We start from the raw sequence: 25,322 nt of genomic DNA, 5'->3' as shown, positions 1-25,322 counted from the left end.
GCCGAGATGAGTGATTTACTGAAACATTTGACTTCGTTCTGTGTTGATTTGGCGCAACCGCGTCTGGGGGCTGATGCGGTCTATGCCAGCGATGAATTCTTTGCGCCGTTGACTCGCCTGATTGAACCGGCAGAACCCGTTTTCATTGCCGATAAATACGATGATAACGGCAAGTGGATGGATGGCTGGGAAACCCGCCGCAAACGTGGCGAAGGTTATGACCATGCCATTATCAAGATTTGCCCCGGCATTATTTTCGGGGTTGATCTGAATACTGCCCATTTCACCGGCAACTTTGCACCGTCAGCCAGCATTGAAGCTTGTTACAGCCGTACCCCGCCGACGGAATCGACCCGCTGGTTTCCGCTGCTGAGTTCGATGAGTCTGGATGGCAATAGCCATAACGTGTTTGCGATCAGTTCACGGGAAACTTGGAATTACCTGCGCCTGAATATTTACCCCGATGGCGGCATTGCCCGTTTGCGGGTCTACGGGCAAGTGATGGCGGATTTGCAAGGGCGTGATCCGGCTGAGGAAATCGACCTCGCCGCGATGCTCAATGGTGGGCGTGCCTTATGTGCCAGTGACATGCATTTCGGGCATATCAGCAACCTGATCGCGCCCGGCAAGGGCATCAATATGGGGGATGGCTGGGAAACCCGGCGGCGGCGTGAACCGGGCTTTGATTGGGCGATTCTGCGGCTGGCGGATGTGGGTGAAATTTCCCGGCTGGTGATTGATACGGCGTATTTCAAAGGCAATTACCCCTATGAATGTTCGGTGTGCGGCACGCTGTATCGCGGCGGCAATGAGCTGAGTATTGCCACGCAAAGCCTGTACTGGCAGGAAATTCTGCCCACCCAGCGGCTGGCGGCAGATACGGAATTTACCTTTGTGGACGAATTACGCCAGATTGGGGCGGTTTCCCACCTGCGTTTGAACATTTACCCGGATGGGGGGGTTAGTCGCCTGCGTGCCTTCGGGCATATCAGGAGGGAGTAAACCATGAGCCTGATTCTTACCCCTGAACCTTTGAGTGCGGCGGCTTTCGCGCCGTTTGGTGATGTGATTGAAGTCGCTGATGGGTGCAATCATTACGCCATCAATTACGGCAGGACAGAGCGCTACCATGACCTTGCAGCATTGGATGTGCTGGAAAATGCGGGCAAGCCAACCGTCAGCATTTTCCGTTCCCAACCCGCGCAATTTCCGCTGCGGGTGGAGGTGATGGAGCGTCATCCGCTCAGTAGTCAGGCGTTCATTGCGATGCAACGCAAGCCTTTCCTGATACTGGTTGCACCAGCGGGGGAACAGCCGCAACTGGCGCAACTGCGCTTGTTTGAGGTGGGGGCGGAACAAGGGGTGAATTACCACCGGGGTGTTTGGCATCATTACCAGTTTAGTCTGGATGAGGTTAGGGACTTTATCTGCATCGACCGCAGCGGCGGGCACGGCGCTAATTGTGACGAATACCGTTTCACCGAAGCGGTTTATTTGCAGCGTTCGCCGAGTATATAGGTCGCGGCTACCGAGCGGTCATCACCGAGCATCATCAGGGCAAACAGCTTGTCGTGAATGCTGTGGCAGTGTTGCAAGCGCCGTTCCAGCAGCGGGGTTCCGCGAAAATTCAGCACCACAAAGTCGGCTTCCTTGCCGGGTACAAGATTGCCGATTTTGTCATCCAGATACAGGGCTTCTGCCCCGCCCAAGGTGGCTAGATAAAGCCCTTGATACGGCGAGAGTTTATTACCGAGTAATTGCGTGGTCTTGTAAGCATCGGCAAAGGTTTGCAACAGGCTGAAGCTGGTTCCCGCGCCGACATCCGTTCCCAATCCCACCCTCATTCCCCAAGTTTTGGCAGCGTGCAGGTCGAACAGGCCGCTACCAATAAACAGGTTGGAACTGGGGCAAAAGGCTGCTGCCGCGCCGCTTTCCGCCATGCATTGCTTGTCGGTGTCATCCAGATGCAGGCAATGCGCCAGCACGCTGCGCGGTTGCAGCAGGCCGTGTTGCTGGTACACATCCAGATAGCTGCGGCTGGTGGGGAACAGTTCGCGTACCCACGCAACTTCCGCCGGGTTTTCGGCAACGTGGGTGTGCAGGTAGGTATCCGGGTATTCGCGCAGCAATTGCCCCGCTTTGGTCAGTTGCTCCGAGCTGGAAGTGGGTGCGAAACGGGGTGTGACTGCGTACAGCAAGCGACCGCGTTTGTGCCACTTTTCAATCAGTGCCTTGCTTTCCTGATAGCTGCTCTCTGGTGTGTCCTGTAAGTCGCTGGGGCAGTTTCTGTCCATCATCACCTTGCCTGCAATCATGCGCAGTTTGCGAGCTTCGGCAGCGCTGAAAAACGCTTCGACCGATGCGGGGTGTACCGTGCCGAAGACCAACGCAGTGGTCGTGCCATTGCGTAACAGCTCATCCAGAAAGAAATCGGCGACCTCACGGGCAAGCGCGGAGTCGCTGAACTGCTTTTCCGTCGGAAAGGTATAGGTTTCCAGCCATTCCAGCAATTGTTCACCGTAAGCGGCAATCATGTCGGTTTGCGGGTAGTGGATGTGAGTGTCAATCAGCCCCGGAATAATCAACTGATCGGGGAAGGTTTCCAGCTCACAATCCGCCGGTAACTGCCCAAGCAAGCTGTCAGCCGATCCGATCTGGGTGATATGCCCGTTTTCCACCACCAGCACTCCGTCTTCCAGGTATTCGACCTGTTGCTGCGGGGGGAAGTCGTGGCCGGGGTCGCCCAACAAATGCAGGATGGCACTGCGAAAGGCTTTGCAACGGCTAGATTTCATAATGGCAGTTTCCTGATGAGTGGTTGGCAAGCATTTTGCAGTAATATTTCCTGACCAATCAGACAGCTTTTGTCAGGAAACACGTTCATGAGTGAAACAGCAGTACGTTCAAGCATTACCTTCCGGCTCGATCAGGAGGAAATCACGGTACAAGGCATTAGCCCGACGACCACTGTGCTGAATTTCCTGCGTGACCACCTCGGCCGTAAAGGCAGCAAGGAAGGCTGTGCGGAAGGTGACTGCGGTGCGTGTACCGTGGTCATCGCCGACCTGCATCGGGGGCAGTTACGCTACCGCCCGGTTAATGCCTGTATCCAGTTTCTACCGCTGCTTGATGGCAAGCAATTGTACACGGTGGAAAGCCTGCGTCCGGCGCCGGGCGAACTGCACCCGGTACAGCAGGCGCTGGTCGATTGCCATGCTTCGCAATGCGGTTTCTGTACGCCGGGCTTCGTCATGTCCCTGTTTGCCTTTTACAAGAATCATGCCAGTGCCAGCCGGGAACAGCTTACCACCGCCCTGTCCGGTAACTTATGCCGTTGTACTGGCTATCGTCCGATTATTGAGGCGGGTTTGGTGATGTATGACTACGCCCAAGCCGTTCCCTCGCCCGAAATAAGTGCGCTGACCGCACCCGCCGGCAATCCGGTGGGGCAGGATGTACTGATCCAGCAATTGCAGGCGCTGGCAGCCGACCCCCGCAGTGTGGCACTGGCGCACGGGCAACAACGCTTTTTTGCCCCGAAAACATTGGTGGAACTCGCCGGGTACTTGGCGGCTTACCCGGATGCGGTTTTGCTGGCGGGCGGAACCGATGTCGGTTTGTGGGTCAGCAAGCAGCACCGTGACATTGCGACGCTGGTATACCTCGGCAATATCGCGGAACTGACCACCCTCACCGAGCAGGATGGCTGGCTGGACATCGGCGCAGCGGTGTTGCTGGAAGATGCTTACACACGTTTGGTGCAGCATTACCCAGTGTTGCAGGACTTGCATAGCCGCTTTGCTTCCTTGCCGATTCGCAGTGCTGGAACGCTGGTGGGCAATGTTGCCAACGGCTCGCCCATTGGTGATTCCATGCCCTTGTTACTGGCGCTGGATGCGCATGTCGTGCTGCGCAAAGGGGATGAAACCCGCGAACTGGCGCTGGAGGCGTTTTACCTCGGCTATCAGCAAACAGCGCTGCAAGCGGGCGAGTTTGTGCAGGCTGTGCGGGTTCCGCTGCCGTCAGCGGGGCGGGCGTTACGCAGCTACAAAATTTCCAAACGCTTCGGGCAGGATATTTCGGCAGTTTGTGGGGCATTCTGTGTGGCGCTGGAAAACGGCAGGGTCAGCCAGATTCGCATGGCTTTTGGCGGGATGGCAGCGATTCCCGCCCGCGCTTACCACACGGAAGACGTGTTGCGTAACCAGCCTTGGGATAACGCCTCCGTCGAACAGGCGATGCAAGCGCTGGCGAGTGATTTTTCCCCGCTCAGTGACCTGCGAGCATCGGCACATTACCGGATGCAGGTGGCGCGTAACCTGTTGCTGAAGTTTTACCTGCAAACGGCTGAACCCGCCGTACAGACCGGCGTTACCCGTCGCGAGGTGTGCGTATGAACAGTAGCGTCGGTCACAGTATTCGCCATGAAAGTGCTCACCTGCATGTCAGCGGGGAAGCCCGTTACATTGATGATTTGCCAGAACCCAAAGATACCCTGTATGCCGCCGTTGGCATGAGTACCCAAGCTCATGCCGAATTACGCCGGGTAGATTTGGACAGGGTACGCCAAGCCCCCGGCGTGGTGGCGGTCATTACTGCTGCCGATATTCCCGGTGTCAACCACATGGGTGGGCTGTTTGCCGATGAGTCGGTGTTCGCGGTGGAACGGGTGGAATACATTGGTCAGTCGCTGTTTGCGGTGGCGGCGGTGTCGGTGGAAGCTGCCCGCCGTGCGGTCTTGCTGGCGGACATTGATTACGCCGTGCTTGCACACAATCTCGACATCCGCCAAGCGGTGGCAGCGGGGCATCAGGTGATGCCACCCAAGCAGTTACAGCGAGGTGATGCCGAGACAGCTTTGCAGCACGCCCCCCACACCTTGCAAGGCCAGTTTCAACTCGGCGGGCAAGAACATTTTTATCTGGAAGGGCAAATTGCCTTCGCCCAGCCTAAGGAAAACGGCGACCTGTTGGTGTACAGCTCCACCCAGCACCCGCATCATGTTCAGGAAATGCTTGCCGGGGTATTGGGGCTTACGCAAAAAGACATTGTGGTGGAATGCCGTCGCATGGGTGGAGCCTTCGGTGGTAAGGAAAGCCAGCCTGGCTTTTTTGCTTGCGTAGCAGCCTTGCTGGCGACGAAAACCGGGCGTGCGGTGAAATACCGGGTTGACCGTGACGACGACATGTTGCTGACTGGCAAGCGTCATTGCTTCGATATTGTCTACGCAGTCGGCTTTGAGGAATCCGGTCTGATCAGCGGCATCAAGCTGGACTATGCCTCCCGCTGTGGTATTTCGGCGGACTTGTCTGGCCCGGTCAATGACCGCAGCATGTTCCATGCGGACAATGCCTATTTTCTGGAAAACGTGGCGATTATCTCCCACCGTTGCAAGACTAATTCCCAATCCAATACTGCTTTCCGGGGGTTTGGTGGCCCGCAGGGGATGATGGCGATTGAATACGTGCTGGACGAAATTGCCCGCTATTTGCAGCTTGATCCGCTGGTGGTGCGCCAGCGCAATTTCTACCGCACCGATGGCAGCCGTGATGTCACCCAGTACGGCATGAAAGTGGCAGACAATATTATCCACGAGATTGTCGCGGAACTGGCCGAGACAGCGGACTATACCGCGCGGCGACAAGCCATCCAGGCATTCAATGCCGCCAACCCCTATTTGAAGAAAGGCATTGCCCTGACCCCGGTCAAATTTGGCATTTCCTTTACCGCTACCCACCTCAATCAGGCGGGGGCGTTACTGCATGTTTATAGCGACGGAACGGTGCAGTTGAACCACGGCGGCACGGAAATGGGGCAGGGTTTGTATACCAAGGTCGCGCAAGTGGTGGCGGAAACCTTGCAGATTGCACTGGCTGACATCCGCTGTACCGCCACCAGTACCGAAAAAGTGCCGAATGCTTCCGCCACGGCGGCTTCTTCCGGCGCTGACCTCAATGGCATGGCTGCGCGTGATGCAGCGCAAACCATCAAGCAACGTCTGATCCGCTTTGCTGCCGAGCAATACGCCGTTGCTGCCGAGCACATTGTGTTTGCCAACGGGCGGGTGCACATCGGCGATGTGGCAAACCTCAGTTTTGCCGAATTGGCGCATCAGGCTTGGTTTCAGCGGGTTTCCCTGTCGGCGACCGGCTTTTATCGTACCCCAAAAATCCATTACGACCCGCATACCCTCAGCGGACGGCCGTTTTACTATTTCGCCTACGGTGCTGCGGTGTCGGAAGTGCTGGTGGATACCTTGACCGGCGAATACACCCTCCAGCGGGTGGACATCCTGCACGATGTAGGCAATTCCCTGAACCCAGCTCTCGACATTGGGCAGATCGAAGGCGGCTTTGTGCAAGGTACGGGCTGGCTGACCACCGAGCAATTGTACTGGAATGCCGCCGGGCGCTTGCTGACACATGCGCCATCGACTTACAAAATTCCCTTGGCGGAAGACGTGCCCGCGATGTTCAAGGTGAGTTTGGTCAACAAAAAGCCGAATCCCGAAGACACGATTTACCGTTCCAAAGCTGTTGGCGAACCACCGCTAATGCTGGCGATGTCGGTGTTTTACGCCCTCAAATACGCAGTGGAAAGTGTCGCTGCGCACCGTTACAGCTCGCGCCTGAATGCGCCTGCTACCCCGGAAGAAGTCCTGCTGGCCATCGAACGCCTGCAAAACCAGCCGGAGGATTTCCCCGCATGATGCCTTGGATGCAAGCCATTGCCACCTGCCACCAACAGCACCAGCCTTGTGTGCTGGTCACAGTGGTGGCAACCGAAGGTTCCGTGCCGCGCGAAACCGGCACCAAGATGGTCGTCGCCACGGAACGCTGCTACGGCACGATTGGGGGCGGCAGGCTGGAATATCAGGTGATTGCCAAAGCCCGCGACTGCTTGACTCGGGGCGGACAACAACCCGTCTGCCAACAGGAACGTGTAGTACTCGGCACGGAACTGGGGCAATGCTGCGGTGGCGTGGTGACGTTGCTGCTGGAATGCTTGCCCCCGAACGGTTTCAACATTGTTCTGTTTGGGGCAGGGCATGTCGGGCAAGCCCTCGTCAGGGTGCTGATGAATCTGTCCTGCCAGCTTCACTGGATTGACAGCCGCCCCGAAGCTTTCCCGGATTGGTTGGAAGACAGTGCCGTTACGGGTGTGAGCACGTATTTGCTGGAAGACCCTGCTGAATTAGTCGCCGCAATGCCTCCCGCCAGTGATTACCTGATCATGACCCATGACCATGCGCTGGATCTGGCGCTGTGTGAGCAGGTATTGCGGCGCGACGATGTGCATTTCGTTGGCCTGATTGGTTCAGCCACCAAGGCAGCGCGGTTCCGGCATCGCTTGCTGCAAGCGGGCATTAGCCCGGAACAACTGGAACGGCTGGTATGCCCGGTGGGTATGCCGGAAATCCGTTCCAAACAGCCGGGGGCGATAGCCGTTGCCATTGCCGCCCAGTTACTTAGCCTGCGAGAGGTTCACGCATGATGACAATACCCCCTGCCGCGCCCGTTCCTCCCCGTCTGGAATTGCGTGGCATCAGCAAAATTTACCCCTCGGTGATTGCCAATCAGGATGTTGACCTGAAGGTCATGCCCGGCGAAATCCACGCACTACTGGGTGAAAACGGCGCGGGCAAAAGCACCCTGATGAAAGTGGTTTACGGCGTGACCAAAGCCGATGCGGGCGAGGTGTTCTGGGATGGCAAGCCCGTACAGATACACAGCCCGGCACAGGCTCGCAGTCTGGGCATTGGCATGGTGTTCCAGCATTTTTCCCTGTTTGACACCCTGACCGTGGTGGAGAATGTCGCGCTGGCGATGGATGAGAAGCAGGACATGGCGCAACTCGCTCGCCAGATCGCAGAGGTTTCCAAGCGTTACGGCCTGCCGCTGGAGCCGGAGCGCCCGGTGCATGGCTTGTCGGTTGGGGAGCGCCAGCGGGTGGAAATCGTGCGCTGTCTGTTGCAGAACCCGCGCTTGCTGATCATGGATGAGCCGACCTCGGTGCTGACTCCGCAAGCGGTACGCAAGCTGTTTGAAACCCTGCGGCGGCTGGCGGACGAAGGGTGCAGCATCCTCTATATCAGCCACAAGCTGGATGAAATCCGCGAACTGTGCCACACCGCCACGGTGCTGCGGAATGGGCGCGTGACCGGCAGCGCTGACCCGCGACAGGAAAGTGCTAAAAGTCTGGCGGAACTCATGATTGGCAAGGAATTGCCTGCCTGCCAACACGGCATGGCTCGCGAGGCTGGCGCAGCACGCTTGGTGGTTTCACAACTAACCCGGCAATCCGCCGACCCGTTCGGGACAGATTTGCAAAACATCGACCTGAGCGTGAATGCCGGTGAAATTTTCGGTATCGCCGGGGTGTCGGGCAATGGGCAGCAGGAATTGCTGTATGCCATCAGTGGCGAAAAACCTTCGCAGCAAGCGGATGACATCCTGCTCAACGGGCAGCCTGCGGGACGGATGAACCCTGCCCAACGGCGGGCGGCGGGTTTGCGTTTCATTCCCGAAGAACGGTTGGGGCGTGGGGCAGTACCGGATATGTCCCTCAACCTGAATGCGCTACTGACGGGCTACGAGGCCGGGTTGAGCCGTTTCGGTTTCATTCGCCAGCGCCAGATACGGGCGTTTGTCAGCGACTGTATCACCCGATTCAACGTCAAGTGCAGCGGCCCAGAAGCGGAAGCCAAGAGCCTTTCCGGCGGCAATGCGCAGAAATTCATTGTCGGTCGGGAGTTGCTGCTCAAGCCGCAGGTGCTGGTGGTGTCCCAACCGACTTGGGGGGTGGATGTGGGGGCAGCCAGCTTTATCCGCCAGACCTTGCTGGATTTGCGGGATAGCGGCGTAGCCATTCTGGTGGTGTCGGAAGAGCTGGATGAGCTGTTTGAAATTTGTGACCGTATCGCGGTGATCGCGGGGGGTAAGCTGTTTCCCAGCCGTGCGATTGCGGCGACCAGTATCGAGGAAATCGGTTTGTGGATGGGTGGTAGTCAGCAACAGGAGCTTGCACATGAGGGGATTTAAACTGGAACCACGTCTGCACCCTTCGCGGAAGATGGTGTATCTGTCGCCCTTAATCGCTATCGGTTTGACCCTGTTGTTCGGCATGGCGATTTTCAGCCTGCTGGGGCAAAGCCCGGTGAAAGCCTTCCATGCTTTTTTCATTGAGCCGATCAATGACTGGTACGGCTTGGGTGAATTGCTGATCAAGGCATCGCCGTTGGCGCTGATTGCGCTGGGCTTGTCGGTGGGCTACCGCGCCAATATCTGGAATATCGGTGCCGAAGGGCAGTTGACGCTGGGAGCCATTGCCGCTGGGGGCGTGGCGTTGTGGCTGCATGACAGTGACAGCCATTGGGTGTTGCCCTTGATGTTTGTGGCGGGGGCGTTGGGGGGCATGGCGTGGGCGGCGATTCCGGCCTTGCTCAAGACGCGCTTCAATACCAGTGAAATTCTGGTGAGCCTGATGCTGGTGTATATCGCCAATCTGTTGCTGAGTTGGCTGATTCATGGCCCTTGGCGTGACCCGGATGGGTATGGCTTTCCACAATCCCGGCTGTTTTCAGATGCAGCGCTGTTGCCCAATTTGCTGGAAGGTACACGTACTCATGCGGGGGTATTGGTGACGTTGCTGGCCTTGGGCGTGGCTTTGGTGTTTTTCCGCTGGAGCTTGCTGGCGTTCCAGATGCGGGTGGCGGGGTTGGCTCCGCGAGCGGCGGGATATGCTGGTTTCAATCAGCACCGGATGGTGTGGACAGGTTTGCTGGTGGGCGGGGCTGCTGCCGGTATGGCCGGAACCAGTGAGGTGGCAGGCCCGATCGGGCAACTGCTGATACCGCTGTCACCCGGTTACGGTTTCGCCGCCATTATCGTGGCGTTTGTGGGGCGTTTGCACCCGGTTGGCATTGTGCTGGCGAGCTTGTTGATGGCCTTGCTGTATCTGGGTGGGGAATCGGCGCAAATGCAGTTGGCGTTGCCCGCTGCGGTGAGTGGTGTGTTTCAGGGCATGTTGCTGTTTTTCTTGTTGGCGGCGGATGTGTTGATTCACTTCCGCGTGCGGCTGACGGGTACTAAGCGGCTTGCTGCCGTCATTGTGCCGGAGCATTGAAATGGATATGCAAATGTTGATTCTGATCCTGACCGCTACAGTGGCGGCGAGTATCCCGCTGGTGTACGCGGCGCTGGGTGAGTTGGTGGTGGAAAAGTCTGGGGTGTTGAACCTTGGGGTGGAAGGCATGATGGTGATCGGTGCGGTCTGTGCGTTCATGGTGGCAGCAGAAACCGGCCTGTTGTGGCTGGCAGTATTGGCGGGAGCCGTGGCCGGAGCTTTGATGGCGTTGATTTTTGCGGTGCTGACGCTGAGCCTGATGGCGAATCAGGTGGCTAGTGGTTTGGCCTTGACCATTTTCGGGGTGGGTTTGAGTGCCTTTATTGGGCAGGCATACACCAGCGTTGCGCTGGATGGCCTTAAAGGGCTTTCCCTGCCTTGGCTGAGTTCGCTACCGGTGGTGGGAAAGTTGCTGTTTTCTTACGATATTTTGGCTTATGGGGCGCTGCTGGCCTTTTTCGGGGTGTCGTTGTTTTTGTACCGTAGCCGTGCCGGGTTAATCCTGAGGGCGGTGGGGGAATCGCCGCATTCGGCTCATGCGTTGGGGTATCCGGTGATCCGCATCCGTTATTTCGCGGTGCTGTTCGGGGGCGCAATGGCGGGCTTGGGCGGTGCTTACCTGTCGGTGGTTTATACACCGTTGTGGGCGGAAAACATGACGGCAGGGCGCGGCTGGATTGCGCTGGCGCTGGTGGTGTTTGCGACTTGGCGACCGGGGCGGGTGTTGTTGGGGGCGCTGCTGTTCGGCGGGGCGACGATTGCTCAATTCCATGTTCAGGGGCTGGGAGTGGAGATTCCCTCGCAGTTCTTAACCATGTTGCCGTATCTGGCAACCATTGTTGTATTGGTCATTATTTCGCGCGATGCGAATGTGATCCGGCTGAATGCCCCGGCTTCTCTGGGGCAGGTTTATCACGACGACGTTCATTGACGTAACCAAGGAGACTTGCATATGCATTATCAATATCTGGCTGGTAAAGCCAAACACTTACTGGGGCTGTGCCTGTTGGCAGGCGGGCTTGCCGCAGCAGGGAGCGTGCTGGCTGAGGAAAAAGCCGCAGCGGCAGCAGGGGAACCCTTGAAGATCGGGTTCATTTACGTTAGCCCGATTGGTGATGCAGGCTGGACTTACCAGCATGATGAAGGGCGCAAGGCGGTAGAGGAAAAATTCGGTGACAAGGTGAAAGTCACTGTTATTGATAGCGTTCCTGAAGGGGCAGAAGCCGAACGCGTGGCTCGCGAAATGGCCTCCAGTGGCAACAAGCTGATTTTTGGCACGTCTTTCGGTTTTATGAACCCGTTGCTGAAAGTCGCCAAAGCCTTCCCGGACACGGCATTTGACCATGCCAGCGGTTATAAGACGGCGGCTAATCTGGGCAACTATAATGCCCGTTATTATGAAGGGCGCTATTTGGCGGGAATCATTGCTGGTTCCATGACCAAATCCAATACCTTGGGGTATGTGGCGGCGTTCCCGATTCCTGAAGTAGTACAGGGGATCAACGCTTATACATTGGGGGCGCAAAGTGTGAACCCGGCTATCAAGGTGAAAGTGGTGTGGGTAAACTCTTGGTTTGACCCCGGTCGTGAGCGTGAAGCAGCCGATGCCCTGATTGATCAGGGGGCGGATATTGTTACCCATCACACCGATTCCACGGCGGTCGTCGCGGCGGCAGAAGAAAAGGGCAAGTACGCGATTGCCTACCATTCCGATATGTCCAAGTACGGCAAGAAAGCCCAGTTGACCGCTGTTACCCATCATTGGGGTGATTATTGCGTGAGTGAAGTGCAGAAAGTGCTGGATGGTACTTGGAAGCCTAGCAGCATCTGGAAAGGCATCAAGGATGGCATGGTGGATCTGGCTCCGTTCAGTGACGCAGTGCCCAAAGATGTCGTCGAGAAAGTAACGACAGCCAAGGCCGCAATTGTCAGTGGTGAGCTGCAACCCTTCGCCGGGCCAGTCGTTGATCAGGATGGCAAAGAAGTAGTTGCCAAAGGCAGCATCATGTCGGATGAAGACTTGTCTAAAATGGATTTCTACGTGAAGGGTGTGGAAGGTAAACTGCCTAAGTAAACCTCGAAACGCCGCACAAAAAAACGCCCGCCGATTCAAACCGGCGGGCGTTTTTTATGGTGTGGAGATTGGCTTAACTCTCCGCGTGTTGGCTGGCTGCTTTTACCGCCTCCAAATCTTCTTTCGCACCATTCAGGAAGAGATTCAGCAACACGGCACTGAAAGACGCCAGCAATATCCCAGATTCAATCAAGGGGTGAATGCCATGCGGCAACCATTGTTTGAAGTTGGGTGCGACCAGCGGGATCATGCCGATGCCAGCAGAAATAGCAATGATCAGCGCATTGTAGCGGTTATGCTTGAAGTCAACGTTGGACAGTATGCGGATGCCGGTAGCAGCAACCATCCCGAACATGACAATGCCAGCCCCGCCTAACACCATGGTTGGCAGCGATTCGACCAGCGCCGCCATTTTAGGCAGCAGCCCCAGCAAAATCAGGATCAGGCCACCGGCGACGCAAACAAAACGGCTACGAATACCCGTGACAGCAACCAAGCCCACATTTTGCGAGAAACTGGTGTAGGGGAAAGCATTGAAGACGCCGCCCAGTATGGTGCCGAGGCCATCGGTACGCAGACCGCGAGCCAATGCAGGTTGATCAACCTTGCGTTCGGTCATGTCGCCCAAGGCAAGGAACATGCCGGTGGATTCGATCATCACCACAATCATGACTAACGACATGGTTAGAATCAGCAGCGGGTCAAACACCGGCATACCGAACTGGAAAGGTTTCACCAAAGCGAACCAAGGTGCATTGGCTACTTTGTCGAAGGTCATCAGCCCCATTGCCGCCGTCAACACCCCACCAAGGATGATACCGAGCAGTACCGCGACATTGGAAAAGAAACCCTTGGCATATTTGGTAATCAACAGGATCGACACCAGCACGGCTGCGGAAATACCAATATTACTGAGTGAAGCGTATTTTGGGTTAGGCACGGACGGGGCGAGCGCCAAACCGTCCGGTATGGCTGGTAAGCCGGAAGCCGTCGCTGTTTTCGCTGCATCGAGCCAGGCGGCATGGTCAGGGTTGATGATACTGGGCGCTGTTGGGCCAAACGGGTTGCCGAAAATCCAGTTAATGCCGATGCGCATCAAGCTGATGCCGATCACAGTAATGATGGTTCCGGTGACAACAGGTGGGAAAAAACGCAGCATACGGCTAACCAGCGGTGCAATAATCACCGCAACTATACCCGCGCCAATGACCGAGCCGAAGATAAGCTGTGCACCTTCCATGCCGGGGGTGGTTTTAGCAATGGCTACCAGTGGTGCAACCGCCGCAAAAGTAACCCCCATCATCACGGGAAGTTTGATACCGAACCATTGGGTTGCACCAAAAGATTGAATCAGGGTGACCAGCCCACAGACGAACAAGTCGGCAGAAATCAGCAGGGCGATCTGCTCAGGGCTGAGTTGCAGGGCTTTACCGATAATCAATGGAACGGCAACCGCTCCGGCATACATGACCAGTACGTGTTGTAACCCAAGGGTGGCTAGCTGCCCGAAGGGTAGGACTTCATCAACAGGATGCGTCGAGTTAGGCATAGGAGGGGCTCCTTGTAACAGTGGGTGAAATAAAAAGTTGATCAATCGGTCAGGATTTATTTAAGATAATGCAAAATCCTTGCCATCTACTCCATCAAAGGAAACTGTCGTTATATGCTTATGAATAATTCGGCTGTGTGGATCAAGAATCCGTTAGCCATACTGGTGTCGGACGGCGTGGATGCTGGCGGCGGTCTGGTCGTGCAAGACGGGATAATCACCGAACTGGTTCGCAGCGGGCAGCAACCTGACACAAACGGTGCACAAGTGTTTGATGCCAGTGCGCATGTGGTCTTGCCGGGGTTGGTCAATACCCATCACCATTTCTACCAAACTCTGACCCGCGCATATCCGGGTGCCTTGAATCAGGAACTGTTCAACTGGCTGGTTTCCCTCTACCCGGTTTGGGCAGGGTTGGAGCCAGACATGCTAGCTGTGGCGACCCGCTTGGCACTGACCGAGCTGCTCTTGTCTGGCTGCACCACCGCCGCAGATCATCACTACCTGTTCCCGGCGGGCATGGAAAATGCCATTGATGTGCAGGTGGAAGCGGCACGGCAGGTCGGGGTGCGGGTGACACTGACACGCGGTTCCATGAGTCTGGGCAAAGATCAGGGCGGTTTGCCCCCGCAAAGTACCGTACAGGCAGAAACCACGATCATGGACGATAGCGAACGCCTGATCCGCGACTACCATGACCCTGCCGCCGGGTCGATGGTACAAATTGCACTAGCGCCTTGTTCCCCCTTCTCTGTGACCACTGAGCTGATGAAAGCCAGCGCCGTCTTGGCTGCCCAGCATAAGGTACGGCTGCACACCCATTTGGCTGAAACGCTGGATGAAGAAGCGTTCTGCCTGAAACACTTCGGTATGCGTACTGTCGATTATCTGGAAAGTGTCGGCTGGCTGGGTAAACAGACGTGGCTGGCGCACGGCATCCACTTTGATGACGGCGAAATCGCGCGTTTGGGCGCTGCTGGAGTGGGCGTATGCCATTGTCCCAATTCCAATATGATGCTGGCTTCCGGTATTTGCCGCACGCTGGAACTGGAAGCTGCTGGTAGCCCGGTCGGTTTGGGAGTGGATGGTTCTGCCTCCAACGACCATTCCAACCTCATCAGTGAAGTGCGTCAGGCCATGTATTTACAGCGCTTGCGTTACGGTTCGGCAAAAATCAGCCATCGGGATGCTTACCGCTGGGCAACGCAAGGTTCCGCACGGGTACTGGGGCGCACGGATATTGGCGAAATCGCGGTGGGAATGCAGGCGGATCTGGCCTTGTTCAAACTCGATGAATTGCGCTTTTCCGGTAGCCATGACCCGTTAGCCGCACTGTTATTGGGCGGTGCGCAACAAGCTGATCGTGTCATGGTCGCAGGGCAGTGGAAAGTGGTGGATGGGCAATTGCCAGATGTAGATTTGGCAGAGCTAATGCACCAACATAATCAAGCCGCTAAGAAGCTGGTGGGGAAAGTAAGCTGATAACGTATTCCGTGCTTGCCAGCTTGGCGCGAAACCTGCATAACTGCTAATGGTCAATGATAAGTAGGAGTAACTATTTCATGCACAAACGTTTGGTCTTTCTGATTACCAGTGTTTTCTTGATGCTCTCTGGCAGTGCATTTGCCCACTCCGGCATTCTGCCCCACCCAGAAACGGCTTCAGAGCCTAGCCATTTTATTGTGCATACCCTGATGCTGTTGCCAGTTGTGCTTGGCGCATGGTTGCTGTTTGCGGGTGTGAAACGTCTGCTTACTCAACGTATCCGTTCCCGCCAGCGTGATTGAAGCTGCCGCCGTCGCAGCGGGCGAGGGCTGGCAGGCTGAATTAACACTAGGCTTTAGTCGGCGTGGTGACAAAACCGTGCTGTCTTCACGCCGTCAGCGCGGCCCACTGGCGGTGCAACGCCCGTTTTACCCCGAAGGCGAAGTCTGCCACGCCTACGTATTGCACCCGCCCGGTGGAGTAGTAGGTGGTGATGCATTGCACCTGCATTTCACGGTTGAACCTGCGGCACACGCTTTGCTGACCACACCGGGGGCGACCAAATTCTACCGCAGTGCCGGATTACAGGCGCAGCAACACCAGCATTTCCACGTCGCAGGTGGCTGTCTGGAATGGTTGCCGCAGGAAAACATTTTCTTCCCCGGCGCGAAGATTGCGTTGCGCAGCACCATCCATCTGGATACGGCAGCGCAATTCATCGGCTGGGAAATCCACAGCCTGGGGCGTCCGGTGATTGCTGAGCCATTCACGCAGGGCAGTGCCTTATTCAAAACAGCCCTGTACCGCGACGGCAAACCTTTGTTGCTGGATCGGCTGCTGATTGACCATGCACAGGCGTTGCATACCGCTGCCGGATTGCGTGGGCAACCGGTCATGGCAACGCTGTTGGCTACCCCTGCCACGCCTGCGCTACTGGAAGCAGTACGCCCGTACTGTCAGGGCATTACCGATGGCAGCGCAGGCGTGACCCTGCTCAATGGCGTGCTGGTGGTGCGTTATTTGGGTAACAGCACCGCACAGGCACAACGCCTGTTTCGCCACATCTGGCAACATATTCGCCCGCTGGTCACGGGACGCCCCGCCGTACCGCCGCGCATCTGGAATACTTAGGAGGAGCACACGACATGGAACTCACCCCCCGCGAAAAAGACAAGCTGCTGCTGTTCACCGCCGGATTACTGGCTGAACGCCGCAAAGCCCGTGGCCTAAAACTCAACTACCCCGAAGCGATTGCCTACATCAGTTGCGCGATCATGGAAGGCGCACGCGACGGCAAATCCGTCGCCGAAATGATGGATTACGGGCGCACCTTGCTGAGCCGTGACGACGTGATGGATGGCATCGCCGAGATGATCCACGACGTGCAGGTCGAGGCCACTTTCCCCGATGGCACTAAACTCGTCACCGTTCACGACCCGATTGTGTAAGGAGCAAGCCATGATCCCCGGACAACTTTTCCCCGCTGATGGCGACATCGAACTCAATGCAGGGCGCGAAACCGTCACCCTCACCGTTGCCAACACCGGCGACCGCCCGATTCAGGTCGGTTCGCATTACCATTTCTTTGAAACCAACGATGCGCTGGCGTTTGAACGCGCCAAAACACGCGGTTTCCGCCTCAATATTCCAGCGGGAACAGCCGTGCGTTTCGAGCCGGGGCAAACCCGCGACGTTGAACTGGTCGCCCTCGCCGGAACTCGCGAAGTTTACGGTTTCCAAGGCAAAATCATGGGGAAACTGGCATGAAAATCAGCAGACAAGCCTACGCCGAAATGTACGGCCCTACCACCGGCGACCGGGTACGGCTGGGCGATACCGCCCTCATTATTGAGGTCGAACACGACCACACCGTGTACGGCGATGAGGTCAAATTCGGCGGCGGCAAAGTCATCCGCGACGGCATGGGGCAATGCCAGCGCAACGCTGCCGAAGTCGTCGATGTAGTCATTACCAACGCCCTGATCCTCGATCACTGGGGCATTGTCAAAGCCGACATCGGTATCAAACACGGGCGCATTGTCGGCATCGGTAAAGCGGGCAACCCCGACACCCAGGCCGGGGTGAATATTCTGGTCGGTGCTGGCACGGAAGCGATTGCGGGCGAAGGCCACATCCTCACCGCTGGCGGGATTGATTCGCACATTCACTTCATTTGCCCGCAACAAATCGACGAAGCACTAATGTCCGGCGTGACCACCATGCTCGGCGGCGGCACAGGGCCTGCAACCGGCACTAATGCCACCACTTGCACCCCCGGCATCTGGAATTTGCACCGCATGTTGGAAGCCGCCGACAGCTTTCCCATGAACCTCGGTTTTCTCGGCAAAGGCAATGTCAGCCTACCCGACCCTTTGCGCGAACAAGTGGCTGCCGGAGCCATCGGCCTGAAACTCCACGAAGACTGGGGAACCACCCCCGCCGCGATCGACAATTGCCTGACGGTGGCGGATGAAATGGATGTGCAAGTCGCCATCCACACCGACACGCTCAACGAATCGGGTTTTCTCGAAGACACGCTGGCGGCGATGAAAGGCCGCGTGATCCACACCTATCACACCGAAGGCGCTGGCGGTGGGCACGCACCCGACATTATCAAAGCGTGTGGGCAAGCCAATATTCTGCCGTCGTCCACCAACCCGACGCGGCCTTACACCGTCAATACGGTTGACGAACACCTCGATATGCTGATGGTTTGCCACCACCTTTCCCCCGCGATTGCCGAAGACGTGGCGTTTGCCGAAAGCCGTATTCGTCGCGAAACCATTGCGGCCGAAGACATCCTGCATGACCTTGGGGCATTTTCGATGATTTCCTCGGACTCGCAAGCGATGGGGCGGGTGGGCGAAGTGATTATCCGCACTTGGCAAACCGCGCACAAAATGAAAGTGCAACGCGGTAGCCTTGGAACTGATCCTGCGACGCACGATAATTTCCGCGCTAAACGCTACGTGGCGAAATACACCATCAACCCGGCGATTACGCACGGTATTTCCCACGAAGTCGGTTCGGTGGAAGTCGGTAAGCTCGCCGATCTGGTGCTGTGGAAACCGGCGTTTTTCGGCGCGAAACCCAGCCTGATCATCAAGGGCGGTATGATTATCGCCGCACCGATGGGCGACCCGAATGCCTCGATCCCAACACCGCAGCCGGTGCATTACCGCCCAATGTTCGGTGCATTTGGCAAGGCCAAACATGCCACGACGATGACTTTCCTCTCGCAAGCAGGCTACAACGCAGGTGTGCATCAGCAATTGGGGCTACAAAGCCTGATTGGGGTGGTGAAAAACTGCCGTAGCATCAGCAAAGCCAGCATGATTCACAACGATTACCAGCCGGTGATCGAAGTGGATTCGCAAACCTATCAGGTGCGTGCCGATGGCGAGTTGCTGATTTGCGAACCTGCGAGTGAATTGCCGTTGGCGCAACGCTATTTCCTGTTCTAACACCTCCTTGTCGGTGGTGGATAGGTGATTGTCCACCACCTATTCTTGGCATTTTAGTTACCAATATTCGCGTAAAGCTCCGTCCTTCAGGTCGAGGATATAAGCGTCTTTAGCTAACTTATCCGTTGGTGGCGTATCTCCCACCTTTCATACGGTTTTCCCGTTGTCATTTACACCTAAACGGGTCATCATCGCCCGATGATTGCCCCCACAACATCCCTCAAAACGCTATCGGTCAGAGTTCGCGACAACAAACACGCGGCGATTCTGTCACGCATGGCATTTGAGGCGAATCAGGTCTGGAATGCAGCCAATGCGGAAACCAAGTCCCGCCAGCAGCACAGCCCATGTTGGCCTTGATTTGGGTTTGAAAGACACCGCGACGTGCAGCAATTTCTACCGCCACCTCGAAGCAAAGTTAGGCATTGCCCAACGCGCCAAGCAAAAAAAGCGCGTGAAAGCCATCCATGCTAAAATCAAAAATAAGCGTAAAGATGCGCTACAAAAGTTCACCACCAAGCTGGTGTGTGAGAATGAACTTATCGTTGTTGGCAACGTTAGCAGTTCCGCCTTAGCCAAAACCACGATGGCGAAAAGCGTCTTGGATGCAGGCTGGTTCATGCTGAAAACACAACTGAAATACAAAGCGATCGCGCGGTCAGTGGTGTTTGAGGAAGTCAACGAAGCGTACACTACCCAAACTTGCTCGTGTTGCGGCAGTATTTCTGTCAACAGTCCGAAAGGTAGAGCAGGACTTGGAATAAGAGAATGGACGTGTGCCGAGTGTGGCACGCTGCACGATAGAGATGTCAATGCAGCTCGGAACATTCTCGCGGCTGGGCATAGCCGTCTCGTAGGAGGAATCCTCGTTCTTTAGGGCGGGGAGGATGTCAATTGGCAAACAGATCATACTGAAAGTTCTGTAAACCTTGGTCGGCACAATGGACACTTCCCTGCATCACATAGGCCGAAGGTGTTGCGGTACCGCCTTTCAGCACCAAACCCTGCACTTCCTGCCCACAACGCTGGCCTTTCACGGGTGTCCCGACTACCGCAACCACCGAAGTGGTTTTATTATGCCGATACACCTGCACTTGCGATGAACCGGGGGATTCCATGAAATAGCAGGGAGCCATCGGCTTCATCCAGACAGTGGGCTTAGCCTTGCCTACCTGCAATTTGCAACCGCCGTCATCATTCCACAACACCAAAGACAAACCCGCCGCTGTGGTCTGGTCTGACACATGTGGTGTATTCAAATGTTTAGGCAAGGCCAGCACCTGATTTTCAGGTGCTTTGTCAGGCTCACACCCCAACAGCGCCACCAGCAACAGGGTGGTACCACCAGAGAGCATTAATGGACGGGCCAAAACCAGACCTCCTCGGAACGCTCGAAATAATCCAGCGAGCCATCCGCCAATGCTGGGCCTTCCCAGTTAGGATATTTTTCACGCATCAGGATACCCGTACCGTCCCACAAGTCGATGTGATCACCCTGGTTATTTTCACCCCAGAAATTCTGGAAGCAAATAAACCCGGTGCGCCCTTTGAAAGCACCCCACGTCACATTGCTACGCACTTCCACCGGGCCGAAACGTTCCGGGTGGCGGCGCATCCAGTCAGACACTTCCCGCGCCCGCAGGGTATGCCCCACATGACCGCTATACCAACAGGTGGTCTTGTCATAGCCTTGCAACAAATCACTACGCAACAAGCATGTCCCCATCAGGATGGCACACTGGTTGCCAAAATTGGGGTTGCCATCAGCATCAAGGCACACGAACGTCTGCCCTGTCGCCACAGTTGGGTGATTGTTCCAGATACGGCGAAACCCCAGATTGATGCCCTCAGTCGGCAAGGATTGCGTCAACTCACTGGCACTGCCAAGCGGCTGAATGGGCGCAACTGACGGTGGCGGTGGTGGTAATGGTGGTGCCGCACTTAATTCATCAATCACAGCCTCCCGTTCAGGCTCTGTGCTCAAGACAGGAGGAACCGGCGCGGGCACGGGAATGGGTGCAGGCACAGGTCGTGGCACTGGGGTCGGGGTAGGTATAGGGGCTGGCGTCGGGGTAGGTGCGGGGCTACTCCCCCGAAGCAACGACAATAACCAACTCCAGAATGAATTCGACGCAGGCATAGGGAACTCCTTAATGAACATGCTTTAACTATAGAAAAAAATCCCCGTGTCAGTCGGACTAAAATCCCGGCAAACGCCCCCGTTCACGCAATTTGCTACTACGTGGAAAATGCGCACTCAGGAATTCCATCTGATCAACGAGAATATTACGCCCTTGTAAAAAGATGTATTCAGCATACGTGGGTTGGAACGGGATTGCGAGTAACGGCATGTGCGCCTGTTCCGGGGTACGCCCGCCCTTGCGGCTATTGCAATGCTTGCAGGCCGTCACGACATTGGTCCACACATCGCGCCCGCCTAATACCTGTGGGTGAACATGATCACGCGACAAATCCTTTTCCTGAAAATGCTCGCCACAATACAGGCAAATATGGTCATCACGTCGGAACAGCAAGGGGTTGCCTAATGGGGGGACATAATGCTGGTGTAATTGCTGCTTGCTGCCGTGGGTAGCAATGATGGAGTTCAGTTCGATCCGGCTGACCCGCCCGGTTCTGGCATTGATACCGCCACGAATCGAGAGAATGGGAGACCCGCAGGTGTAAGCTACCTGATCAGAATAGTAAAGTTTGACTGCCGTCTGGAAATGTATCCATTCCAACGGCATCCCACTGACATCAGTCCGCAGGATTAGTTGGTTCAAGCTGATCATGGCAAGCATGATTGCAGATTCCTGACATAAATCAAGTATTCATGCAATCTTTCATGAAGTTATCACGATCGGCTTAAATTATTGAGCCATGTCAAGTTACACCCCACCCGCTTCAGGCAAACTGCATCCATTGATTATTGAGAAACTCGGAAGGAAACACCCATGTTTAGTTTTGATTATGGTTTACCCGCTGCCATTGTTATCGCGCTGATCCTGTTTGCGTGGTTCAGTTTCTTCTCAGTCGTGTTCGCTTAAGCCAAACCACACATTCATTGCGGCGCAGATTCATTAGGAACGTGCACGAAACAACTTCCCAAGGTTTGTATAGCCCCCACAGACGGCTTGTTGCTATCCTATAGCCCCAACCTCCCGCTGGTGATACAAGACGATCAAGCGCGGCATGGGTGATTTGCAGGAACCGCCTTCCCTGGCTCTAGGCCGGGTGCGTCAGGCGGGAGGTGGTAGAAAAAAAAGTCGACGCCCTTGATGCTGAAGGGCTGGGCAGGGCTTTCCTGAGCATTGTGGGTGAACAGACCGCCGGAGACCCGATGCGTGAGCAGGTACGCTGGACAAACTTGGGTGCATGGCAGATTGAGCAACGTTTACTGGAAGCAGGCTACACGGTCAGTCGTAAGTTCGCCTGCGACAACCTGTACCGCTGGTGGGTGCAACACGGCAAGCCACAATACTCGGATGCCACCTCCATCCTGCTATTGTGCGACGGTGGCGGCAGCAACAGTGCCAACCACTTCATTTTCAAGGAAGACTTGCAGAAACTGGTGGAGCGTATAGGTGTGGAAATCCGCATCGCCCATTACCCGCCCTACACCTCCAAGTACAACCCGATCGAACACCGCCTGTTCCCGCCTGTCACCCGTGCCTGTCAGGGCGTGGTGTTTGACTCACTGCAAACCGTCGAAAAACGGATGGCAAAAACCCAAACCCGCAAGGGTCTGACGGCCGTGGATAAGCTGTACCTGACAGGACGCAAGTATGCCGAAAGTTTCAAGGCAAACATCCCCATCATCTTTGACTGCCATCTACCCAAATGGAACTACACCGCCGTCCCTTCCATTGCAATCGCTTAACCTGGGGAAGTTGTTTCGGGCGCGTTCCTAAGGCGGCTTTAGTCGCCTTCCACGACAAAACTCCCGCCAAAATTGATGGGGTAACGATTACGCAGTGTGGTCTGGAGCTTTTCAGCTTGTGAGCGAGAACGGTAAGTACCGACCCGTAATTTGAACATTAACCCGCGTGGAGTATTCAGGCTGACCAGATAAGCATCGTAGCCATCGCGGGCTAGCTCGTCACGCCAGCTATACAGTTGCCGGGAATCGTAGCCTGCTGCTACCTGCACTGCGTAACGGTTGGTCGTGTACTGGGTGCCTTCACGCTCGCGGACAACCGGCACGGTCTGGCGCTGTCGTGCTTGAATATAGTTATTACCGTTACTACCGAATGAGGGCGGTTCCCATAGGTCGCTGCTGTTGTTATTCCAACTGTTTGGGTTGCCACTATAATTGTTAATATTCCAGCCCTGAAGGTTTGGGCGGTAATTGATGAAGGGCAATTTTCCTGCTCGGTAGAGCATCACCACGCCCACAACAGCAACCACGATCAGTAGCGAGTGAATCAGTTTGAACACGAAACCGCGTTGTTTTGTAAGAGAACTTGATGACACGCGACTTGAATTATTCACTCCAACCTCTTTCGACGTATTGCTGCCCTATGACTATAGCCAAAAAGATGGGGATGCGGGAGATACATTTACGCTAAAATCCACAGTTTATTTTATTGACGGATACGGGATGAGCCCTGACATTTGGAATCCTCGCTTCGATACCTTGCACCCGTGTTTTCAGCAATTACAGAATGTGCGCTGTTGGGATGGTCGGGAAGACTGGCCTGCCTGTGAAGATTTAGCGGGATTATTGCCTGCTGGCTTGCGGGCGCAATCCGGTTTGCCGATTACCTTTGTGCCACAGGATGATACGTTGCCTTTCCCCGATTTGTATTACGAGGAGCGGATTTTTCAGCATGGCATGGTGTCAACCCGCCCCAACTGGCACGACTTTTTTAATGCACTGATGTGGAATGTATACCCGCGTAGCAAGGTGATGATCAATGCGCTCCATGCTGCCGATATAAGCCAGTATGGCAAGCCGCGTACCCCGCAACGCGATGCGCTGACGGTGCTGGACGAAAGTGGTGTGCTCATCGTGGCAAGCCGCCGCGCCTTATTGCAGCACGTGCTGGATTTCGCGTGGGAAAGGCTATTTTGGGAAGAGCGGGCGGCGTGGGAGCAGGAGGTCAGTTGTTACATGATCGGTCATGCCACCCTGGAAAAAATGCTAACACCTTACATCGGGGTAACGGCTCATGCGCTGCTGGTGGAAGTGGAGCCTGCCTTTTTCAGTTTGTCGCTGGCACAACAGCACGCTTATCTGGATGCTGTGGTGGGGAATACCTTGCAACAAGGTGGTTTGGCTTCCACAGCTTGCCTGAATCCTTTGCCGCTATTGGGAGTACCGGGGTGGTGGGATAATGCTAGTCAGGCGTTTTACCGCAACAAGGCTTATTTTCGTGATAAAAGCCGTGAACGCGCAGTGCAAATCATTGCGCCTGCCTGAACTGGAAGGTGTGTACGGTTTCGCCGGTCGGGTTGATGGCGAGTTGGGTTTCTTGCGATTCCGCGCCAAGGTTGGCTTTGATGCGGTAAGTGCCGATGGGTAGTGTGTCGCTGATTTGAGCTTTCAATAAGTGTTCAGCAAGGTAGTCACCTGTGGGGGAGTAAAGGGTGAAACTGGCGTCTACTGGCTGTTGTTGGGCATTGAGTGCCTCCAGCCGCAGCTTGCCCATCACGCCAAGGTCGAAATGCTGGGACAGGGTTTGTCCCGGTGTCAGTTCCAGCGTGGTTTGCTGTTTGGTGGTACGCCATAACACGTTGATCTGATACTTGCCCGGTGGTAACACTTGGCTGGCTTCGGTGCGGGCGGTGAGGCTGGCAACGTGCTCGCCCTTGTCAGTATAAATCAGGTAACTGGCGGTGAGGTTATTATCGCTGCCACTGGCGCTGGCACTGAGTGTCAGGGTGGCAGGGGTGTTGTCAGCGCCAGCCGTACTTTCCGGGGCGGGGAGCGGTGCGGGGGCTGGCAACAGTTGCTGGGCAAGCTGGCTGGCATCGCCAATCAGGGCGAAATGTCCGCCCGTGTTGTCTGCCAGACAATGCAGACTGGTTTCACTGGCCACATTTTCAAACGATAAAACGTGTATCTGCACAGCGGGGTTATCCGCTTTCAGGCGTGCGGCAGTAGCGCAGGGGTCACCTTGGCAACTTTCCGGGCCATCGCTGACCAGCACAATATTACCTTCGCCATTCAACAAGTTGGCGGCCTGTTCCAACGCTGCACTGATGGGGGAACGTCCGTAAGGAGCAATGCCGTTGATGTGTTGTATTAGGCTGGGGATGTCCTGTTCGCCGGGTGTTGCTACAACGCTGATGTCGTTACAGTCCGATTTATAACGGTTGCCATAGGTCATCAGGCCAATAGTGGCGTGCGCGGGTTGTTGCGCCAGCAAGGCTTCAAGGCCGAGGCGTGCTTGGGTAATTTTGTGGAAGCCGTTGGTCTGTCCCCACATGCTGTTGGAAGCATCCAGCACAATCACCAGTTTGCCGTTATCCGCCGCTACCAGTGTGGTGGGTAGTGTTAGCAGTGCCAGCAAATACCCGGCTGTGGTTATTTTGGTAAATGACATATCCATGCCTTGCAAGGTTAGTACGCTTTGTCTGTGAAGGTGGGTATTACGCCTGATTTGGTGCTAAATTGAATACT

Annotated in this window: 26 protein-coding genes; 19 read left to right on the top strand and 7 right to left on the bottom strand. The window is 55.8% G+C overall.

What is annotated here, in order from left to right; genetic code table 11:
- The first annotated feature begins 6 nt into the window (after positions 1 to 6).
- Both alc and J9253_RS12895 read left to right on the top strand, forming a co-directional pair.
- The gene (gene alc, locus J9253_RS12900) at positions 7 to 1,002 is read left to right on the top strand and encodes an allantoicase (protein WP_210221351.1); all 996 of its coding nucleotides are present in this window, start codon (positions 7 to 9) and stop codon (positions 1,000 to 1,002) included.
- Between the two features lie 3 nt (positions 1,003 to 1,005).
- Positions 1,006 to 1,518 (top strand): ureidoglycolate lyase, encoded by a 513-nt coding sequence (locus J9253_RS12895; RefSeq protein ID WP_210221350.1) that lies wholly within the window; start codon positions 1,006 to 1,008, stop codon positions 1,516 to 1,518.
- On the opposite strand, the gene guaD is transcribed toward J9253_RS12895, so the two are convergent.
- Positions 1,491 to 2,795, bottom strand: coding sequence for a guanine deaminase (gene guaD, locus J9253_RS12890; RefSeq protein WP_210221349.1), 1,305 nt, complete (start codon positions 2,793 to 2,795; stop codon positions 1,491 to 1,493). The genes J9253_RS12895 and guaD overlap by 28 nt on opposite strands.
- Positions 2,796 to 2,882: 87 nt before the next feature.
- On the opposite strand from guaD, the gene xdhA reads away from it, so the two are divergent.
- From xdhA to J9253_RS12855, 7 genes are read left to right on the top strand one after another with little or no spacing between them, the layout of a single operon-like run.
- Positions 2,883 to 4,397 carry a xanthine dehydrogenase small subunit gene (gene xdhA / locus J9253_RS12885; RefSeq protein ID WP_210221348.1) on the top strand — a complete coding sequence of 505 codons (1,515 nt, stop codon included), beginning with the start codon at positions 2,883 to 2,885 and terminating at the stop codon, positions 4,395 to 4,397.
- Positions 4,394 to 6,709, top strand: coding sequence for a xanthine dehydrogenase molybdopterin binding subunit (gene xdhB, locus J9253_RS12880; protein WP_210221347.1), 2,316 nt, complete (start codon positions 4,394 to 4,396; stop codon positions 6,707 to 6,709). Before xdhA ends, xdhB begins: the two co-directional genes overlap by 4 nt.
- Positions 6,706 to 7,494 carry a xanthine dehydrogenase accessory protein XdhC gene (gene xdhC / locus J9253_RS12875; RefSeq protein WP_210221346.1) on the top strand — a complete coding sequence of 263 codons (789 nt, stop codon included), beginning with the start codon at positions 6,706 to 6,708 and terminating at the stop codon, positions 7,492 to 7,494. Before xdhB ends, xdhC begins: the two co-directional genes overlap by 4 nt.
- Complete coding sequence (locus J9253_RS12870) at positions 7,491 to 9,041, top strand: ABC transporter ATP-binding protein (RefSeq protein ID WP_228291376.1); 1,551 nt, start codon at positions 7,491 to 7,493, stop codon at positions 9,039 to 9,041. The genes xdhC and J9253_RS12870 overlap by 4 nt, the downstream gene beginning before the upstream one ends.
- Positions 9,028 to 10,125, top strand: a complete 1,098-nt coding sequence (locus tag J9253_RS12865) for an ABC transporter permease (protein ID WP_210221345.1) — start codon at positions 9,028 to 9,030, stop codon at positions 10,123 to 10,125. The genes J9253_RS12870 and J9253_RS12865 overlap by 14 nt, the downstream gene beginning before the upstream one ends.
- 13 nt (positions 10,126 to 10,138) lie before the next feature.
- Positions 10,139 to 11,056, top strand: coding sequence for an ABC transporter permease (locus tag J9253_RS12860; protein ID WP_228291375.1), 918 nt, complete (start codon positions 10,139 to 10,141; stop codon positions 11,054 to 11,056).
- 21 nt (positions 11,057 to 11,077) lie between these two features.
- Entirely contained in the window at positions 11,078 to 12,199 is a 1,122-nt protein-coding gene (locus J9253_RS12855) for a BMP family ABC transporter substrate-binding protein (protein WP_210221343.1), read from the top strand.
- Positions 12,200 to 12,272: 73 nt separating this feature from the next.
- Here the strand turns inward: J9253_RS12855 and J9253_RS12850 are convergent, their stop codons facing one another.
- On the bottom strand, positions 12,273 to 13,748 hold the full coding sequence (locus tag J9253_RS12850) for a nucleobase:cation symporter-2 family protein (protein ID WP_210221342.1): 1,476 nt from the start codon (positions 13,746 to 13,748) through the stop codon (positions 12,273 to 12,275).
- 114 nt (positions 13,749 to 13,862) lie between these two features.
- Between J9253_RS12850 and J9253_RS12845 the strand changes: the two genes are divergently transcribed.
- From J9253_RS12845 to J9253_RS12815, 8 genes are all read left to right on the top strand, one after another.
- Complete coding sequence (locus J9253_RS12845; protein ID WP_228291374.1) at positions 13,863 to 15,230, top strand: 8-oxoguanine deaminase; 1,368 nt, start codon at positions 13,863 to 13,865, stop codon at positions 15,228 to 15,230.
- A gap of 80 nt (positions 15,231 to 15,310) precedes the next feature.
- Complete coding sequence (locus J9253_RS12840; protein WP_210221341.1) at positions 15,311 to 15,535, top strand: hypothetical protein; 225 nt, start codon at positions 15,311 to 15,313, stop codon at positions 15,533 to 15,535.
- On the top strand, positions 15,528 to 16,364 hold the full coding sequence (locus J9253_RS12835) for an urease accessory protein UreD (protein WP_228291373.1): 837 nt from the start codon (positions 15,528 to 15,530) through the stop codon (positions 16,362 to 16,364). The genes J9253_RS12840 and J9253_RS12835 overlap by 8 nt, the downstream gene beginning before the upstream one ends.
- A 14-nt stretch (positions 16,365 to 16,378) precedes the next feature.
- Complete coding sequence (ureA, locus tag J9253_RS12830; RefSeq protein ID WP_028488596.1) at positions 16,379 to 16,681, top strand: urease subunit gamma; 303 nt, start codon at positions 16,379 to 16,381, stop codon at positions 16,679 to 16,681.
- Between the two features lie 10 nt (positions 16,682 to 16,691).
- On the top strand, positions 16,692 to 17,000 hold the full coding sequence (locus J9253_RS12825) for an urease subunit beta (RefSeq protein WP_028488597.1): 309 nt from the start codon (positions 16,692 to 16,694) through the stop codon (positions 16,998 to 17,000).
- Entirely contained in the window at positions 16,997 to 18,697 is a 1,701-nt protein-coding gene (ureC, locus tag J9253_RS12820; RefSeq protein WP_210221340.1) for an urease subunit alpha, read from the top strand. The genes J9253_RS12825 and ureC overlap by 4 nt, the downstream gene beginning before the upstream one ends.
- Before the next feature lie 198 nt (positions 18,698 to 18,895).
- Entirely contained in the window at positions 18,896 to 19,057 is a 162-nt protein-coding gene (locus J9253_RS20990; protein ID WP_228291372.1) for a hypothetical protein, read from the top strand.
- Entirely contained in the window at positions 19,011 to 19,574 is a 564-nt protein-coding gene (locus J9253_RS12815; RefSeq protein WP_228291371.1) for an RNA-guided endonuclease InsQ/TnpB family protein, read from the top strand. The genes J9253_RS20990 and J9253_RS12815 overlap by 47 nt, the downstream gene beginning before the upstream one ends.
- A gap of 13 nt (positions 19,575 to 19,587) precedes the next feature.
- Here J9253_RS12815 and J9253_RS12810 read toward each other — a convergent pair whose 3' ends face one another.
- The 3 genes from J9253_RS12810 to J9253_RS12800 are packed head-to-tail and all read right to left on the bottom strand — an operon-like array spanning position 19,588 to position 21,498.
- Positions 19,588 to 20,067, bottom strand: a complete 480-nt coding sequence (locus tag J9253_RS12810) for a hypothetical protein (protein ID WP_210221339.1) — start codon at positions 20,065 to 20,067, stop codon at positions 19,588 to 19,590.
- The gene (locus tag J9253_RS12805) at positions 20,052 to 20,837 is read right to left on the bottom strand and encodes a T6SS effector amidase Tae4 family protein (RefSeq protein WP_210221338.1); all 786 of its coding nucleotides are present in this window, start codon (positions 20,835 to 20,837) and stop codon (positions 20,052 to 20,054) included. The genes J9253_RS12810 and J9253_RS12805 overlap by 16 nt, the downstream gene beginning before the upstream one ends.
- Before the next feature lie 58 nt (positions 20,838 to 20,895).
- Positions 20,896 to 21,498 (bottom strand): HNH endonuclease, encoded by a 603-nt coding sequence (locus J9253_RS12800; RefSeq protein ID WP_228291370.1) that lies wholly within the window; start codon positions 21,496 to 21,498, stop codon positions 20,896 to 20,898.
- A gap of 449 nt (positions 21,499 to 21,947) precedes the next feature.
- Between J9253_RS12800 and J9253_RS12795 the strand changes: the two genes are divergently transcribed.
- Complete coding sequence (locus J9253_RS12795; protein WP_210221337.1) at positions 21,948 to 22,577, top strand: ISAzo13-like element transposase-related protein; 630 nt, start codon at positions 21,948 to 21,950, stop codon at positions 22,575 to 22,577.
- Between the two features lie 38 nt (positions 22,578 to 22,615).
- Here the strand turns inward: J9253_RS12795 and J9253_RS12790 are convergent, their stop codons facing one another.
- The gene (locus J9253_RS12790; protein WP_210221336.1) at positions 22,616 to 23,134 is read right to left on the bottom strand and encodes an SPOR domain-containing protein; all 519 of its coding nucleotides are present in this window, start codon (positions 23,132 to 23,134) and stop codon (positions 22,616 to 22,618) included.
- 163 nt (positions 23,135 to 23,297) lie between these two features.
- Here J9253_RS12790 and J9253_RS12785 point away from each other — a divergent pair, with 163 nt between their 5' ends.
- Entirely contained in the window at positions 23,298 to 24,119 is an 822-nt protein-coding gene (locus J9253_RS12785) for a DUF3025 domain-containing protein (protein ID WP_210221335.1), read from the top strand.
- Here the strand turns inward: J9253_RS12785 and J9253_RS12780 are convergent.
- Entirely contained in the window at positions 24,103 to 25,245 is a 1,143-nt protein-coding gene (locus J9253_RS12780; protein WP_210221334.1) for a vWA domain-containing protein, read from the bottom strand. The two genes, J9253_RS12785 and J9253_RS12780, sit on opposite strands and share 17 nt — an antisense overlap.
- Between the last annotated feature and the right edge of the window lie 77 nt (positions 25,246 to 25,322).

The sequence above is a fragment of the Thiothrix litoralis genome (assembly GCF_017901135.1).
Taxonomy (GTDB): domain Bacteria; phylum Pseudomonadota; class Gammaproteobacteria; order Thiotrichales; family Thiotrichaceae; genus Thiothrix; species Thiothrix litoralis.
This window is presented reverse-complemented; position numbering and strand designations above follow the sequence as displayed.